The sequence below is a fragment of the Nesterenkonia sp. YGD6 genome, from assembly GCF_022565895.1.
Classification (GTDB): domain Bacteria; phylum Actinomycetota; class Actinomycetes; order Actinomycetales; family Micrococcaceae; genus Nesterenkonia.
The window spans coordinates 45,724-61,431 of the sequence record NZ_JAJOYY010000006.1; the positions used below are offsets into that span (position 1 = coordinate 45,724).

A 15,708-nucleotide genomic window follows, 5' to 3' on the forward strand; every position below is an offset into this window, starting at 1 on the left:
GGAACCGGACACGTTCCGGCACCTGCGCGTAAGAAGAGAACTTCCCTGATCTACATCTTCGGAGCCCTAGGGGGTCTGAACTGGGGCTATGACACCGGCGTCATCTCAGCAGCATTGGTGTATCTGCGTCGCGATTTCGAGCTCAGCGCCTGGGAAGAGGGATGGGTCGTCACCGGACTCATCATCGGTGCAGTCGTTGGCGCCGCAGTCGGAGGGAGGATCTCCGACAAATATGGTCGCAGGTCAGTCCTGATCGCTACAGCCGTCGTGTTCATCATCGCCCCCCTGGGTATGGCCTTCGCGTCCAATACTGAAGTGCTCTTCCTCTTCAGGTTGGTGGTCGGCCTCGGAGCCGGTCTGGCGGCCGTGACCTTGCCGGTGTATCTCTCGGAGATCGCTCCTGCACGCATCCGGGGTAAAGTCACCGCCTTCTATGCCCTGGCAATTGTCTCCGGACAGTTCCTGGGCTTCATCATCGGTGTTGCCTTCGCTCCGATGGAGTCTTGGCGATGGATGCTCGGACTTTCGGTGATCCCTTCGATCCTCTTCGCACTTGGGCTCTTCTTCGTCTGGGAGACACCTCGCTGGCTGGTCAGGAGCGGCCGCGAAGATGAAGCTCGCAAGATCTTGAACTATGACCGCACCCCGGAGGAAGTCCGGCACGAGCTCGAAGAAATTCATGCAGTCCAGCGGGCAGAGGCTGCGGCAGGAGCCAGCAAGGGTCTGAAGGCACTGTTGCAGCCCTGGGTCAAGCCCATCCTGTTCATCGGGCTCGGACTGGCCGTGTTGCAACAGGTGATGGGTATCAACACCATCATGTACTACGCGCCTACGACACTTCAGAACGTAGGCTTCTCCGATCAGGCGGCTATCGCGTCGAACCTCATCTTCGGCATCGTCAACATCCTTGCAGTCGCGGTCGCACTGCTCTGCGCCGACCGGATCGGGCGCAAGCCGCTGCTTCTCATCGGTGCTGCCGGCACCACCATCAGCCTCGGTGCCCTCGCCGCGACAAACCTGTTCCTGCCCGAGTCAGACGAGTCCGGGCTAATCGGGGTGCTGACGCTCACCAGCATTGCGGTCTACGTCTTCGTCTTCCAGGCCAGCTGGGGCTCCATCGTCTGGGTCATGCTCGGCGAGATCTTCCCACTGGGAGTCCGAGCCGCAGCCATGGGCTTGGCCACGACGGCACTGTGGTTCGGCAACGGTCTGGTCGCGCTCAGCTTCCCTGTGTTGCTGGAATCCCTCGGTGTCGGCGTCCTCTTCGCAGGCTTCGCCGTGATCTGTGCCATTGCCTTCGCCTTCACCTGGCTCAAGGTCCCGGAGACCAAGGGCCGGAGCCTCGAACAGATCGAAGAGGACTTCCGCACCGGGGCCATCCCGGTGATCCCAGAAGCCGTCAAGCGCGGATAACTACGACTCACCACGAAAGGACCCGTCATGTCGCAGACGATCGGAGTCGCAGTCATCGGTGCTGGCATGGCGGGAGCCGCGCACGCGGCCGCCTGGAGAGCGGCGACCACGGTGCGCAGCCCTTTCCCCCAGGAGGTCAGGCTCGTTGCGATCGCCGACATCGCTCAACCACTGGCCGAGAGCGTGGCCGGACGCTACGGCTACGACCGGGTGGAGTCAGACTGGAGAAACCTGCTGGAGGCTGCCGACGTCGACGTCGTCTCGGTGGTGGTGGCGAATCACCTCCACCGAGAGATCGTCGAAGCCCTGGTCGCTGCAGGAAAGCATGTCTTGTGCGAGAAGCCGCTCAGCGGCACCTTGGAGGATGCGCGAGCAATGGCCGCTCTGGCGTCGGCGGCGGACCCGGTGGTCCGCATCGGATTCACCTTCCGGCGTGCGCCAGGACTGGCCGCGCTTGCTGAGCTGGTCCACAGTGGGAAGCTTGGTGAGGTGCTTCATCTGAACGGGCGATACTACGCCGACTACGCCCGTTCCCCCCAGGTGCCGATGACCTGGCGATATCGCGGAGAACCAGGTTCAGGTGCACTGGCAGATGTGGGGAGCCACCTCCTCTACGCCGCGGAGCTGCTCGCTGGGCCCATCCGCAGCGTGGCAGGTGCCTCCTTCCGCACTGTCATCAAGGAACGATCCTTGCCACTGGGCGCCACGGTCGGACACGCGGTCGCGGCAGTCTCTGAGGAAACGGAGCCGGTGACGAACGACGACTGGGCCGGATTCACGGCAGAATTCGGGGCGAAAGTAGACGGAACGGCCTCAGGCACGCTCGAAGCCTCACGCGTCACAGCCGGCCACCCCAACGGGCTGCGCCTGGAGATCGCCTGCCGAAACGGCAGCGCCGTCTGGGACCAGGAGCGCCCGGCAGAAATCCTCCTCCACCTCAATGAAGACGGACCAAACGCACACAACAACGGTTTTCGCACCGTGAAGCTCGGACCCGGGCACCCCTACGTGGCCGAGGGGTACGCGATGGCGGCTCCCGGCATCGGATTCGGTCAGAACGATGGATTCATCTTCCAGGCGCGCGCATTCCTGGAGGAGGTGGCAGGGGTTCCGGAATCCGAATCCTGGCCCCGGAACGCGTCATTCGCCGAGGGCCTGCGGAACATGGAAATCATCGAGGCAGTCGCTGAGTCCGCTCGTCGCAGCGGAGTCAGTGTGCAGGTAGACGAGATCTCGGCGGTCTGAGACCGCTAGAACCATCAAAGGAGGAGACCGTGCATCCAGGTTTGTACACAGCACCGCTGCACAAGAGGGCGCTCGCCGAATCCATCGAGATCGTCGCCAACATCGGCCTCGACGCCGTGAAGCTCAACACGGGCAGGTTCCTGCCCGCGGCGCACGTTCCGGTGGTCGAACTCGAAAACGATCCCGTCGCCGCGCGGACGTAGCTCTCAGTGCTCGACGGTGCCGGGGGTCAGCTTGCAGGGACTGAACTGCACCGGGAACCCACTGCACCCGGATGAGAGAACAGGTCAGAAGCGCGCGGAGGATCTCAGGTGCTCGCCGGAAGTCTTTGACAGACCAGGGTCGTGGCCGTGCCAGGACCACCCGGTTCGGAGTCGAGTACTCGGCAGACCTCGTGGATCGTCAACGACTGGTCGTCACGGGCATCGGACGTCATCGACTGCCAGTGGGACGTTGCAGAGGGGCCGATGGCCCAAGATTTGGGATTGAACCTCATCTATATGAGTGTTGCGGTCAGCTCGTTGATCTTCGCCGCAGCGGTCGGCGCCCTCGTCTGGGGCCGGGTATCTGGCCGAGCACGAGCCCGGTGACGACATCGTCGTCCTGGGCACGGCCAGATGAGTCCGGTCGCTCACTTCGTGGAGAAGCCTGCGCTTCCTCGGACGGCAGCGCTGACTGCTGACGGGCGAGGTGTCCTGAGGCACGTTGTTGGTCCCGCGTCCGGTCCCGGGTCAGCATCATAAGCAGGACCTCAGAGGCCGGCGGGGACAAGGGCGGTGCTGGTGCGGGGAATGAGTCGGACGGGGAGCGTGACGTGCTCGCCTGCTACTGCGCTGTTCTCCTCCGCGATCTCGAGGCGGCGCAGCGCGAGTTCAACGGCGGTGCGGGCGAGCTGACGGGCGTCCTGGGCGAGGGTGGTGAGATCGAGGTAGGGCAGGGATGCCTGTTCGGAGTCGTCGAAACCGACCACCGACAAGTTCTGTGGCACGCGCTGGCCCATGAGCCGGGCTTGGCTGATCACTCCGACCGCGCATCGGTCGTTGAAGGCCATGACTGCGGTCGGAGCGGGCCCCTGGCTCAAGAGCCGGGTGACAGCGGCCGCGCCCCCGATTTCCGAAGCAGCCTCGCGAATGATCAGCATCTGGTCGCTGAGGCCTGCGGCGAGCATGGCGTCTTGGTAGCCGGCTCGGCGTCGCGCCCCGCCGGCCTCGCGGTCAGCGTCGATATAGGCGATGCGTCGGTGCCCCAGGGCGAACAGATGCTCCACTGCCAGGACCGCCCCGCGGTGGTCGTCGATGGCCACGCTGTCGAAGACTGAGTCCTCGAAGGCGCGGGTGACTGAGACGATCGGCATAGAAGCACCGATCTGCTCGAGACGGGTTTGTGGCAGGGAACTGCCAAGCAGGACTAGCGCCTCGCACCGATCGCGGAGCAGGGCATCAAGGGCGGCGTCCTCGGCCCGGTGGGGCGTAACGGCTGAGAGGACTACCTCGTAGTTCCGCTCCTGCGCGGCGGTGTGAAGGGCATCGAGGATCTCTCCGTGGAACGGTTGCACCGGTTCGAAGGCTACTCCCAGCAGTCGGGAGCGTCCTTGGCGAAGCAGGCGAGCCCTTTCGTCGCGGCGGTAGCCCAGCTTGGCCGCCACGGCCAGCACGTGGGCTCGGGTCTCCTCGCTGGCGCCGGGAACGTTCCGGAATACGATCGAGACCAGCGGCTGGGATACTCCGGCCGTCCGGGCGACGTCGCGCATGGTGACGCGGCGCCCGGTCGGGGGGCGGAGGGCTTCTGGGCCCGGGGCGTCTGGGATCACGCGGCAGACATGGTGAAGGCATCCCGGAAGCGGGTCAGGGCCAGCTCGGGGTCGGTGGCGGCGAAGGCCTCCATCGCGATCACTCCTTCATATCCGATCTCTGCCAAAGCGGCGGCCACCCGGGGGTAGTGAATTTCGCCGGTGCCAGGCTCGCACCGTCCTGGTACGTCCGCCACCTGAATCTCCCCAATATACGCGAGGGCCCGGCCGCAAAGCTCTACCAGATTCCCTTCCCCGATCTGGGCGTGGTAGAGGTCCAGGTTCAATCGGAGGTGTGGGCTGTCCACGGCCGTGACCAGGGCCAGTGTTTCCTCAGCCGTTCCAAAGGGCACACCGGGGTGGTCGACGGCGGTGTTGAGGTTCTCCAGAGTGAAGATTCGCCCGTAGCGTTCGCCCAGTGCAGCCAGGCGCTCAAGAGTACGCGCCGCGGCAAGCCAGTCCGCCCCTGTGACCACCAGGTGAGGCACCACGGGTATCCCGGAGGGATCCAGACCGGTGCCGTGAACGTTGAGCCGGGGGCAGTCAATGACCTCGGCCGCGACCAGAGATTCCTCGGCCGTGCGCAACAGCTCGGTCGCACCGTCCGGGTCGACTAGGGTGCCGCGCAGGTAGCCGGTCATCGACCCGAACCTGGCCCCGGTGGCCGCAAGGCCCGGAAGGTCCTTGTTGCTCCAGTCCCAGATCTCAACCTCGAAACCGGCCTGGTGGAGTCGACGGACACGTTGCTCGAAGGGCATATCGACGAAGAGCATCTCGGCGTTGGCTGCCAGGGTGAAACGGCTCATCGGATGGCCTCGACGATGTCGAGCGTCACGGGCGCCCCGGTGCCGCAGGACTCGATGCACCCCAGCGCGATCCGCAACGCTTCTCCGGCCGCCTCGACTCCCGGCCCGTCGGTCGGCTGCCCAAGGGCGGTGTCGGTGAAGGCCTGCAGCTCCGCGGTGTAGGCGCCGCGCATGGACTGGGTGTCTGCGCGCACGGTGTCTCCGGCGAGGCCCGCGGGGCCGTAATAGCGCAGGCTTGAGGCCGCTAGGTCTCCCGCGGTGACCATGCCTGCTGAGCCGAAGGCCTCGGCACGGGTGTCGTAGCCGTAGGCGGCCGAAAAGCTGGCCTCGGCGGTGGCGATCGCCCCGTTGTCATAGCGGATCGTGACCACAGCGGTGTCCAGCAACCCGGCGTCCTTGAAGTCGGGGGCCACGAGGGCGTCGGCTACCGCGTGCACCTGCACCGCCCGGGCGCCCGGGTTGAGGAAGTTCAGCGTGTCGAAGTCGTGGATCAGAGTCTCGAGGAAGATCGTCCAGGGTGCGACTGCCGCGGGGTTGGCTAGTCCCGGGTCCCGGGTGGTCGATCTCAACAGCTGGGGGGTGCCGATGTGGCCGGCGTCGATCATTGCGCGGGCCTGCGGGAAGCCGTCGGCGAATCGGCGGTTGAATCCGATGCGGAACAACGCCCCGTGAGTTTCCACCGCCCGCCGGACCCGGTCGATCTCATCCAGCGTCATTCCGGCCGGCTTCTCACAGAAGATCGCTTTGCCCACCGCGGCCGACTGTTCTACCAATCCGGCGTGGAAGCGGGCAGGGGCGGTGATCACGACCGCGTCGATCTCCGGATCAGCTAACAGCTGAGCGATGTCCGTGTACGCCGCATCCACCTTCAGCTCCTCGGCCAGACGCGCGGCCGCGCCCTCCACAGGGTCGGCCACGGCGGCCAGTCGCGCGTTCGGGACGGCGCGAGCGATCAGCTGGGCGTGGCTAGATCCGATGCGGCCAGCACCGATCAGGCCAATGTTCAGAATGCGGGACTGAGCCATGAAGTGCTCCTTGGAGTCAGGGGCTGATTGTGGGCAAAGGGGGTCCGTGGCCGGTGTTGCATCGGCTGGATCAACTCTTGGCAGGAACACTAGTACGTATTAGTGTGATTGGCAACACAGGGCGGGGCTGCCTCTGTGGTTTTCGTCGTACGGCCAGGGAGTGCTCTGATGCGGCCGCACGGCTGGGCCTTGGTAGAGGGTCCCGTCGCGCAGCATGGGCGTAGAGCGTGTCCAGACGGCGGCGCGCCAGCGCAATAATGACCCGCTTATGCCGCTTCCCCATCTCGATCTTCCGGTCGTAATACGCACTCGACGGCGGGTGGTGCAGTGCCGCGAACGCTGAGTTGTCGAGGCTGGATTTCAGTCGCTTGTTCCCGCCACGGTCGGCGAACTCTCCACGGATGGAAGTCCCGGAACGCCTAGTCGTGGGCGCAGTGCCGGCGTAGGAGGCCAGGTGGCTTGCGGTCTTGAACTCAGTGAGGATCCTGGCCGCGGTCGTAAAGAGGGGGCCTCCACCAGCCTCTACTTGGGTGAGGCTCCGGCCTGTTGCCGGGTCAGGTCTTGCAGCTGCTGGGCGAGGATCGGCACAATCGTCGCGGACGCCTCGGTGTCAGCGACCACCACGGTTTGTGACTCCACGGCGGTGAAGATCTCTACGGTGACCCGTTCGGCCAGTCGTGGGTTGTGTTTCTTGATCCGGTTCCGCAGATGACCTCGAGTCTGCCGCACCGATAGGTCACGTCAAACTGTCACCTATCGGTGTGGCAGACCCGAGTGCAACATGCGTAAGTTGGCTTGCAGCGTGGGCTGCGGCGTACGTACGTTGCAGTCCACCCGAAGATGGACTTCCCCCTCACCAGGGAGCCCGTGTCTGGGCGGTAGCACGCACGCATGGGTGCGGGTGATCATGCGTGACAGCGGGCATACGGTCATAGTCGGCAGCACGCACCGAGACACCCATGTGAGGCGAGACCCACCCAGACCGAACCGCCGGCCAACATCAGTCGCGTGTCATCGAACGCACAGTCTCCAGCAGTCGGTCACGTTCGGCCGATACCGCCTCCAGCAAGACATCTGCCCGATCCGCACGGGTTCGCTCAGTGGACAGCAGCGCAGCCTGCTCGTCAGCCCGGACGGCTGCGGCCCGCTCAGCGTCGGCAAGGGCTGCCTTGGCATCGGCGACGGCCGCCGAGAGTTCCTCGATCTTGGCCTCGGCCTCGGTGAGGTCACCGGTGAGCTCCCGGATCTCATCGTTCGAGGCCTGGAGCTTGGCCATGAAAGCATCGCGCTCAGCAGCGAACTTGGCACTCGCTTCAGCCTGAGACTCGCGCCATGCGGCCGCGTAGCGGGCCATCACGTTGTCCGGGATCGGAGTCTCTGGGACTGCCGAGGCGGTGCTCTCGTTCCACTTCCGCGCTGCCTCAGCCGCTACGTTCGTTGCAACCTCGGCACGCACCCTTACTGTACGAGCAGTCACGGGCTGGCCTTCAGTGGCCAGCGCCTCGGCAGCCTCGGCGGCACGGCTCTGTGCCGGGGTGGGTGTGTTCGATGCGTTCTGTTCAGTGACCATGCCTCTAGCGTAACATGGAAGTACGCAAAGTACGTACCTAACGTTTCTAGTTGTTCCTATCTGGTTTCGAAGAGCGCAGTCACCGACCCCAATCCGAGCCGCTGACCCGCGCAGTGAGTGCGATCGAGGCCAACGCCGCTACTGACACTGTTCACTGCTACGAATGACCCCTCCACGAGCTGACGCCCCACCCTGGACCGCCGGCCCGAGCGGTGCACACCGCAGAGATGCAGGCAGAGTGTCGAGGGCCCTCGTGAGACTGCAGGCCTAGCACTAGAATTCGTTGACTGGCTTGCCCGGTCGCAACGGAAGGTGCGGGACATGGTGGAGATGCGACACAAGGACTCCGCCCAAGAGAAGCTCGACCTTCTGAACCAAAACCCGCAGGCCCGACTCCTCACTGCAGGGGAGATGGCCGACTACGTCGACAAGGCCCGCAACTGGCCCTCGGACTCAGCGCGCAAGGGTCGACTCATCTCAGTCAGGCACGCTGGGGAGACCTACTACCCCGCCTTCCAGATCGACACGGTGCATCGAGAGACCTGGGAATGGGTCTCGACCATGGCGGGGATCCTGGAGAACGAGGGAACCACCGGCAGGTCCTTCACCCTCTGGGCGGCGACTCCTTCACCGCGCTTCGACGGCGACACCCCAGCAATGCACACCGGAGACCCCGACTTCATGACCAAGGCAGCAGCTGATCTCGCTGAGCTATGAGTCTTGCCCGTGCCACTCAGCGCCCTGCCGTATTTAACCCGGCAGCAATCATCATCCAGTCACGATCCTGCGCATCGAGGGTGATCGACGTGGACGCCACAGCGAGGGACAGTCGCCGGCAACCTATATAACTCGTAGAATCTGTAAAGAATGTAAAGCAGAAAAAAGTTGCTTGCGTGAACTACATACTGGGGATGCGGCGCCAAACGGGGGTTTTTCCTGGGTGGCAGAGGGTGTCTTTGGCAGTGGTGTTGAGACCTGTTTCAGGGTGTCGACCCATCACCCAGAGAATCCTGGTCGGCCCCCCCCCGGGGAACCAGCTCGGCGTATCCCAGCCGCGCGAGACCCTGGCGCGGGATCTTCCATGCCCCGTCGGTGCCCAGGTGAGCGCCCACGGCTTGGAGGGACCCGTCTTTGCGTCGACGGTGCAGGGTAGAGAGCGAGACGCCGACGACCTTGGAGGCTTGCTCTAGGGTGAGTCACATGTCATCGTCGGGAGGTGTCACGGGGGTCTCAAAGGGTTTCCGGGGAACGATGCTGGCAGACTTTCCCTGCTATCCCGGCAGAGACGCGTTCTTGGATCAGCGATCGGCCGCCAGCGCGCGATCATACGTCGCCTGAAGGTTCACCCAGAAGCGCGCAGAGAGATCGAAGCGCTGTGCGAGCAGCCTTGCCACCTCGGCGGTGATGTCTTGGGCGCCCTGGATGATCGAGGTGAACTGCGCCGGGTTGAGACCGAGTTCTTGGGCCACCTGCTCCGGTGCCAGCCCTAGAGGTTCAATGAACTCCTCCAGCAGGATCACCCCGGGATGGATCAGATGCGTGGAGGGTTCCACGGCGCCTTTCTGCGGACGGCTGGCCTCGTCGTAAGCACGCGCACGCTCGCACTCAGCCCGGTCGGGGAGTTCCATGTTCGCCAGGCGCAGCACGGGGCCCGAGGTGGTGTCGCCCAGGGACTCGTCCAGAGCCACTCTGACCTGCGCCGTGAGGATGTCTCGATGCAACAGTTTCAGCGCCTGCACCCGAGGAAGCTCCGGCCCGTACTGCGCATGTGCCAGATCGCGTTCGGTGGGGACTTTCATCTCGACCAGACGCCGCACCGTGTCCGGGATAGGTCGGCCCAGCTGCTCATTCAGCGCGACGGTGACCTGCGCAGACAGGATGTGCCGGCGCAGCTCGCTCATCGCCAGCCATCGCTCGGTGGGGTTCTCGGGGCGCTTCATCAGACCAATATCGCGCGGGGGATCGCCCACCGGAAGGGGAGTGTCAGCACAGTCTCAGGGGGTTTTTCAGGGTGCCAGGACATACGGGTGTCAACGGGGCTTCAGGGTTTCACTGGTATTTCAGCCAGAACGAGGCGATACGCCCATCCGCCACTGTTGCGAACTCTGCGCTCTGCTTACCGTCCGGCACTGGGAAGCCTCGACCTGGCAATCTCATGTGAGCGTCTGTACTATCTCATACGTGAGTGGTGTGGATCACGCCAAATGTGAATGTCACTTCGTCATATTTAGGTGTGTGTCTGCTGAGCAGGATGTGTGAACCCTGCCAGATGTGCACTACACCCACGTGATAACCAGCACCTCCGAGTTGATCACCTCTCTGCGGCTGACTTGAGTATCGACGCCGAAACCGCAATCACCTCCCCGACTTATTGAGCGGAGAACACACTGACATGAACATCCCAACCACGACATCAACCCCTTCTGCGAATTCTCTGCCCTCTTCAATGCGCGTGAGCGTCCTGAATGGGCCAAAGGAGTTAGTTGTAGAGGAACGCGCGGTGCCTGAACCTGGTGTGGGACAGGTGTTGGTCAACATCCTTGCCGTGGGCGTGTGTGGCTCCGACACCCACTACTACGAGCACGGCAGGATCGGTGATTTCGTGGTCGACAAGCCCCTGGTACTGGGCCACGAACCCGCCGGGAGAATTGTGGCGGTAGGGCCCGGAGTAGATCCCGCGCGCGTGGGACAGCGTGTGTCACTCGAGCCGGGGATACCGGAGCCGTTCTCGGCCGAGACATTAGCTGGCCGATACAATCTTGATCCGGCGGTGCAGTTCTTTGCGACTCCGCCGGTAGATGGGGTGTTCTCCGAATATGCCGTCCACCCTGCTGCCTTCTGCCACCCCGTCCCGGATGAGGTCTCCGACGAAGCGGCGGCCCTACTTGAACCGCTGTCGGTCGGTATCGCAGCTGCACGCGCCGGGAAGGTGCAATTGGGGTCGAGGGTGCTCGTGGCCGGGGCAGGTCCGATTGGCTTGCTGGCAGCTGCGTGCGCAAGTCGCGCTGGCGCCACCGACGTGGTGGTCACTGATGTCCGTGAAGAGCGCCTGGAAGTTGCCCTGGACTACGGTGCCACGGAGGTCTTCACGACCCATAACGCTCCGGATGCCACCGACCCCTTCCCGGGGTCCGGTTACGACGTGTTCATCGACGCGAGCGGTGTCGAGGCGGCGGTCCTTTCCGGGTTGCATCGCCTAGCTCCTGCCGGGCGAGCTGTCATGGTGGGAATGGGCACGGATACCTTGGTGCTGCCGGTGCCGTTGGTGCAGAACCGCCAGCTGGAGATCACGGGCACTTTCCGCTATGCCAACACCTGGCCTACTGCGGTCCGTCTGGCAGCTTCCGGCGTCATCGATTTAGACGGATTGGTGACCTCCCGGCACGACCTGGACGACGTCGGTACGGCTTTGACCATCGGCCGCACCGCTGGAGCGCTGAAGGCCGTCGTCAGCCCCTGAGGGGCCTCCACCGTGCGAGTTGGCCCAGGGTAATCGGGTCGCATGAGAGCTTGTTTGCGGACAGGGCCGCGTAGCGCCACTTCTACGTCATGCTTGATGCAACTGACTCTGCCTGAGGCCACGCGCGGTCGAGACCGAGACCTTAGCGCGTTAACCCGGGGCTGCCGCATTGAATGTCTTTTCGACCGCGCCCATCGGCGTGACGAAGTCTTTCGGGCGACGAAGCGTGCATGGTTTCTAAAGGGTCGGTCTACCGCGGGACCTGCCGCGTCAATAGGTGGCATCCTGACCTGTCCGTGCGAGGGACCGACCGTCCGAGGGCGTGGGGCGCTTCAGTGAAACGTACTGTTCGTTATGCGCCTGGCATATCGAACTTGATCAAAGCCCTTGAATAGAACGATGAGGAACCGATGTGGCTCATATGAAATGGCGTGAGGCGATCAAGAAGGTGCTGGAGGACGCCGACGAGCCCGTGCACTACACCGAGATAACCCAGAGAATAATGGTCGAAGGACTCCGAGCCGGCGTGGGAGCGAACCCCGCCGCGACAGTCGCAGCACAACTCTCTCAACCGCCACTGGTCAAGGAAGTTGTCCGTGTTGAGAAGGGCGCCTACGCACTCGCGCGCCCCGACAACGCCATCGCTGAGCCGTCTCCCCAACCTGAAATCGGAACCGGAGCGCTCCAACTTCCCCAGGTGGTTCAGTCGCGGACCAGGGGTGGATCAAGGGCTCAGGAGCGTACTGCGAACGACGGGATTGCCTGACCCCGAGACCAATGTGACTGCCCAGAAGTGAATGGATTGGTCAACTGGGAACACTGCTCTCGCAGAGTGGCCGATAACGCTCACATGGTCGCATTCACCGTGCCGCAGTGCGGTACATCCTTCGCAAGGGTCACGACCAACGGTTTCGAGGAGCTTCCCAATACTGCTCTTCTCGATGCTGGCTCTATAGCTGGTATGAGGGGCGACCTGATGCTGACGCACCCCACCACCGGGGTATCGCGGCCAAACCCAACCTGTTGGGAGAAGACGACTCCTAAGTGGCGCGAGTGAAGTATCCGGACAGGCATCAACGGCAGGTTTGATTCAACGAGTTGGAGCTACATCATTTCAGGTCGAGAAGTTACGGCTCGTCACACGGGTCCCGTTGCTTCCATGCCAACCGTGAATAGAGTGCCGATCACACTTGAGACCTGGGCATTTCACATGTGATAATCTCTCGAAAAGCTTTTACTTATGACATGCGTCACTAGCTATTCAGGAGAGAACTGTGCCTAACAATGCCCCGATCTCGGAAGCTGTACCCTTGTCAGCGTCTGTTCTTCCGCATCTCACGCTGCCGACGCCCAACTACGATCGTTCGGCCGTATCGGTCGGCGTCGTGCATATCGGGGTCGGGGGCTTCCATCGGGCCCATCAAGCGATGTATCTGGACCGGTTGATGAATGAAGGGCGCGCCCTTGACTGGGGCATCTGTGGCATGGGGGTCCTCCCCGGCGACGTCCGCATGCGGGATGCTCTCGCCACCCAGGATCACTGCTACACCCTTGTGCTCAAACACCCGGATGGCTCCACCGACGCGCGGGTTATCGGTTCGATCGTAGATTTTGTCCATGCTCCGGACGACCCCGAGGCCGCGGTGGAGCGCCTTGCCGATCCGGAAGTGCGCATTGTCTCCCTGACCATTACAGAGGGCGGCTATAACTTCAACCAGTCCACGGGGGCCTTCGACCCCGCCAACCCGGACGTAGCTCACGACCTCGCCGCGGCCGCCGCCCAGGGTCGGGGGGAGGAAGCTCCGGGCCCTCGCTCGGTATTCGGCCTGGTAGTGGAGGCTCTGCACCGTCGGCGGGCACGTGGCACGGCACCCTTCACAGTCATGTCCTGTGACAATATCCAGGGCAATGGGGACGTGGCTCGCCGCCAATTCACGGCCTACGCCGCTCTGCGAGAGGAGGAGTTGGGGGTCTGGGTGGAGCACAACGTCCCGTTCCCGAACAGTATGATCGATCGCATCACGCCGGTCACCGCTGACGGTGACCGGCAATACGTGGCCGAGACCTACGGTGTGGTGGACCAGTGGCCCGTGGTCTGCGAGCCTTTCACCCAGTGGGTGCTCGAGGACCACTTTGTGGGGGGACCGACGGGCCGCCCGCCGTTCGATGAGGTGGGCGTGCAACTCGTCGAAGACGTGGAGCCCTACGAGCTCATGAAACTTCGTCTACTCAACGTAAGCCATCAAGCTCTGTGTTATCCGGGTTATCTCGCTGGATACCGATACGCCCATGAGGTCTGCACCGACTCGACCTTCGTCGCTTACCTGCTGGCCTACATGGACCGGGAGGCCACTCCTACGCTGCGACCGGTGCCCGGCATCGATCTTGAAGCCTACAAGCACAGTCTGATCGAACGGTTCGCCAACCCCTCAGTCCGGGACACTCTAGCGCGGTTGTGCGCCGAGTCCTCGGATCGGATTCCGAAGTGGCTGGTGCCCGTGATCCACGAGAATCTTGCCGCCGGCCGGCCGGTGGACCTTTCCGCGGCCATCGTGGCTTCCTGGGCCCGCTACGCCGAAGGAATAGACGAGCAGGGTGCGTCCATCGAGGTCGTAGACCAACGCAGGGAACAGACCATGGATGCCGCTGCCAAACAGAAGTCAGAAGACCCGCTGGCTTTCGTGCGCGATCAGGGCCTGTTCGGAGATCTCAGCGAGCAGGAGTCGTTCACCGAGCCGTATCTGCGGGCGCTGGAATCCTTCCACATGAGGGGTGCACGGGCCACCATCGAGAGTCTAATCAACTAAGTCGAGGGCATCGTTGTTCCAGAGTGAAACGCAACGGTCATTTCAGGCCGCAGTCCGTCTCCGCTCCAGGTCCCTGGCGCACGGGGAGGCTTGCCGCGTTGTGAGGCCCACCAAGGAATCTCTCCAGTCTTCTCCCGTAACCGCGGTCCAGGGAGTATCGAGTAACCACATCAGCGGTTCACGACCACCTGCCGTTCCGCGTTGAGGAGACCCCCTTCACCCGCGCACTGCCACACCCGCTGCCGCCCACGCCTGGCAAGAGGCCTTCACAAGTGCTCCAGGATGTCACCTAGACCACGTCAGGGAAGCTGCCACCCCGTAACTGGAGACGACACTGGCGGCAGCACCCCTCACTGTGACCTGTCAGGTCTGCGTTGGGGAATCGACACTGATGACCGCTCATTCGTCACGGCTCGCTCCCGCCAGCGAAGTCACTGGAGTTCAGAGACTCAATGCCAAGAAGCTCTGCCAGGGCTTCGTGCAGGTCGAGATCACACACCAAGGTGTTGATGATGCCCGCTCGCACAGCTGCCAGCACCGCAGGCGCACGTCCCGCCCCGTAGGCGACCGCAATCGTATGGCGTGCCCGTGCCATCTGATCCAGCGTGGCCGCGACCACCATGTCATCCACCGGCGAGGAAACCATCGCACCATCAGCGTCGAGCAGACGCCCGGAGATCTCCGCCACGGCCCCCGCATCCACAGCAGCACGCTGGACACGTCGAGGGACGCGGTCCCAAACGGTCGAGAAACCCTTCTTCCAGCTCCCGACCGCGATAACCGCGACGTCCAGGTCGTCGGCCTTCTCCAGAGTTCGGCTAATCTCGGCGCTGGAGCGCAGGGACGTGGCATCGTCAACAACGAGAGGCGCCCACAGGGGCCACACCGCACGGGCCTCGACTCCGGCGAGCAGTCTCGGGCCCTCCGTGTCACTTTCGGTGGATACGGCACCGGCGAGCTGGACAAGCTCGCACGTAGGCATCGGCTGGAGATAGCCGACGACTTTCTGCAACGTGCGCGACCATGACACTCCGACGGTGTCGTCGGACGACACGGCACCGTCAACGACGTCGGCCACGGCGCGGGCGAGGCTGTCCCCCTGGGCTGCGGAATGGCTTGCCCCGGGGCCCACAGTGACGACCCGGTGGACCCCCAGACTCGTCGACAGCGCTCGATCTGCCTGATCCTCGGGCGTGTGGATGGTTATGCGCACGACTCCCTGCGCGAGGGCCTCCTGGAGCAGGGTTGCCACCTGGAAGCGGGAAAGGCCCCGCTCGGCTGCCACCTGCACCTTGGACTTTCCCGCCAGGAAGTGGTCACGGCCGATCTCCGCCAGCAGTCGATTGCGGGCACCCTCATCCTGCCGGGAGAAACTGTTGGATTTCGTCATGGTCACCACGCTCGAGGATAGAAGGATACTCATCTGAGTATACGACCGCTGATTGGGCGGTGAACCAACCTGCATCGCGGACGCCGGGGCGAGCTTCAAACCACACGTCACCGATTCGAACCGACGTTTCATCGGCTCGAGTAACCCATAGAAATCACAGATGTAAACATGTAGGATCTCAAACGAGTGTGGTGCACGTCACG

15 protein-coding genes are annotated in these 15,708 nt (G+C 63.5%); 7 read left to right on the forward strand and 8 right to left on the reverse strand.

All coding sequences use genetic code 11. From position 1 onward, the window contains the following. The first annotated feature begins 48 nt into the window (after positions 1-48). From LTI14_RS10755 to LTI14_RS10765, 3 genes are read left to right on the forward strand one after another with little or no spacing between them, the layout of a single operon-like run. Positions 49-1,413, forward strand: a complete 1,365-nt coding sequence (locus LTI14_RS10755) for a sugar porter family MFS transporter (RefSeq protein WP_342357758.1) — start codon at positions 49-51, stop codon at positions 1,411-1,413. Positions 1,414-1,440: 27 nt separating this feature from the next. Further along, entirely contained in the window at positions 1,441-2,658 is a 1,218-nt protein-coding gene (locus tag LTI14_RS10760) for a Gfo/Idh/MocA family protein (protein WP_241476505.1), read from the forward strand. A gap of 29 nt (positions 2,659-2,687) precedes the next feature. Continuing rightward, positions 2,688-2,861: a hypothetical protein gene (locus LTI14_RS10765; protein WP_241476506.1), complete on the forward strand. Its 174-nt coding sequence runs from the start codon at positions 2,688-2,690 to the stop codon at positions 2,859-2,861. Between the two features lie 548 nt (positions 2,862-3,409). Here LTI14_RS10765 and LTI14_RS10770 read toward each other — a convergent pair. The 6 genes from LTI14_RS10770 to LTI14_RS10795 all read right to left on the reverse strand — a co-directional run bounded on the left by LTI14_RS10770 (position 3,410) and on the right by LTI14_RS10795 (position 7,848). Beyond that, on the reverse strand, positions 3,410-4,468 hold the full coding sequence (locus tag LTI14_RS10770) for a LacI family DNA-binding transcriptional regulator (protein WP_241476507.1): 1,059 nt from the start codon (positions 4,466-4,468) through the stop codon (positions 3,410-3,412). Beyond that, positions 4,465-5,253, reverse strand: a complete 789-nt coding sequence (locus LTI14_RS10775; RefSeq protein ID WP_241476508.1) for a TIM barrel protein — start codon at positions 5,251-5,253, stop codon at positions 4,465-4,467. Before LTI14_RS10775 ends, LTI14_RS10770 begins: the two co-directional genes overlap by 4 nt. Continuing rightward, on the reverse strand, positions 5,250-6,278 hold the full coding sequence (locus LTI14_RS10780) for a Gfo/Idh/MocA family oxidoreductase (protein ID WP_241476509.1): 1,029 nt from the start codon (positions 6,276-6,278) through the stop codon (positions 5,250-5,252). Before LTI14_RS10780 ends, LTI14_RS10775 begins: the two co-directional genes overlap by 4 nt. A gap of 70 nt (positions 6,279-6,348) precedes the next feature. Further along, positions 6,349-6,762 carry a transposase gene (locus LTI14_RS13355; RefSeq protein WP_446740396.1) on the reverse strand — a complete coding sequence of 138 codons (414 nt, stop codon included), beginning with the start codon at positions 6,760-6,762 and terminating at the stop codon, positions 6,349-6,351. Between the two features lie 38 nt (positions 6,763-6,800). Continuing rightward, a complete protein-coding gene (locus LTI14_RS10790; protein ID WP_241476510.1) occupies positions 6,801-7,007 on the reverse strand; it encodes a hypothetical protein in 207 nt (68 codons plus the stop codon). 271 nt (positions 7,008-7,278) lie between these two features. Beyond that, complete coding sequence (locus tag LTI14_RS10795) at positions 7,279-7,848, reverse strand: DNA-binding protein (protein WP_241476511.1); 570 nt, start codon at positions 7,846-7,848, stop codon at positions 7,279-7,281. A gap of 321 nt (positions 7,849-8,169) precedes the next feature. Between LTI14_RS10795 and LTI14_RS10800 the strand changes: the two genes are divergently transcribed. Further along, complete coding sequence (locus LTI14_RS10800; protein ID WP_241476512.1) at positions 8,170-8,565, forward strand: hypothetical protein; 396 nt, start codon at positions 8,170-8,172, stop codon at positions 8,563-8,565. A gap of 581 nt (positions 8,566-9,146) precedes the next feature. Here the strand turns inward: LTI14_RS10800 and LTI14_RS10805 are convergent. Continuing rightward, the gene (locus tag LTI14_RS10805) at positions 9,147-9,788 is read right to left on the reverse strand and encodes a HigA family addiction module antitoxin (RefSeq protein ID WP_241476513.1); all 642 of its coding nucleotides are present in this window, start codon (positions 9,786-9,788) and stop codon (positions 9,147-9,149) included. Positions 9,789-10,240: 452 nt separating this feature from the next. Here LTI14_RS10805 and LTI14_RS10810 point away from each other — a divergent pair, with 452 nt between their 5' ends. The 3 genes from LTI14_RS10810 to LTI14_RS10820 all read left to right on the forward strand — a co-directional run bounded on the left by LTI14_RS10810 (position 10,241) and on the right by LTI14_RS10820 (position 14,115). Continuing rightward, the gene (locus LTI14_RS10810; protein ID WP_241476514.1) at positions 10,241-11,308 is read left to right on the forward strand and encodes an NAD(P)-dependent alcohol dehydrogenase; all 1,068 of its coding nucleotides are present in this window, start codon (positions 10,241-10,243) and stop codon (positions 11,306-11,308) included. 421 nt (positions 11,309-11,729) lie between these two features. Then, positions 11,730-12,074 carry a winged helix-turn-helix domain-containing protein gene (locus LTI14_RS10815; protein WP_241476516.1) on the forward strand — a complete coding sequence of 115 codons (345 nt, stop codon included), beginning with the start codon at positions 11,730-11,732 and terminating at the stop codon, positions 12,072-12,074. A gap of 508 nt (positions 12,075-12,582) precedes the next feature. Continuing rightward, a complete protein-coding gene (locus tag LTI14_RS10820; RefSeq protein ID WP_446740392.1) occupies positions 12,583-14,115 on the forward strand; it encodes a mannitol dehydrogenase family protein in 1,533 nt (510 codons plus the stop codon). Between the two features lie 406 nt (positions 14,116-14,521). Here LTI14_RS10820 and LTI14_RS10825 read toward each other — a convergent pair whose 3' ends face one another. Next, positions 14,522-15,505: a sugar-binding transcriptional regulator gene (locus LTI14_RS10825; RefSeq protein ID WP_241476518.1), complete on the reverse strand. Its 984-nt coding sequence runs from the start codon at positions 15,503-15,505 to the stop codon at positions 14,522-14,524. Between the last annotated feature and the right edge of the window lie 203 nt (positions 15,506-15,708).

What these genes read in the sequence shown, in the direction of transcription:
- LTI14_RS10760 (WP_241476505.1), top strand. Translation starts at nt 1,441, where the DNA reads ATGTCGCAGACGATCGGAGTCGCAGTCATCGGTGCTGGCATGGCGGGA.
- LTI14_RS10775 (WP_241476508.1), bottom strand. Translation starts at nt 5,253, where the DNA reads ATGAGCCGTTTCACCCTGGCAGCCAACGCCGAGATGCTCTTCGTCGAT.
- LTI14_RS10780 (WP_241476509.1), bottom strand. Translation starts at nt 6,278, where the DNA reads ATGGCTCAGTCCCGCATTCTGAACATTGGCCTGATCGGTGCTGGCCGC.
- LTI14_RS10795 (WP_241476511.1), bottom strand. Translation starts at nt 7,848, where the DNA reads ATGGTCACTGAACAGAACGCATCGAACACACCCACCCCGGCACAGAGC.
- LTI14_RS10800 (WP_241476512.1), top strand. Translation starts at nt 8,170, where the DNA reads ATGGTGGAGATGCGACACAAGGACTCCGCCCAAGAGAAGCTCGACCTT.
- LTI14_RS10805 (WP_241476513.1), bottom strand. Translation starts at nt 9,788, where the DNA reads ATGAAGCGCCCCGAGAACCCCACCGAGCGATGGCTGGCGATGAGCGAG.
- LTI14_RS10810 (WP_241476514.1), top strand. Translation starts at nt 10,241, where the DNA reads ATGAACATCCCAACCACGACATCAACCCCTTCTGCGAATTCTCTGCCC.
- LTI14_RS10815 (WP_241476516.1), top strand. Translation starts at nt 11,730, where the DNA reads ATGAAATGGCGTGAGGCGATCAAGAAGGTGCTGGAGGACGCCGACGAG.
- LTI14_RS10825 (WP_241476518.1), bottom strand. Translation starts at nt 15,505, where the DNA reads ATGACGAAATCCAACAGTTTCTCCCGGCAGGATGAGGGTGCCCGCAAT.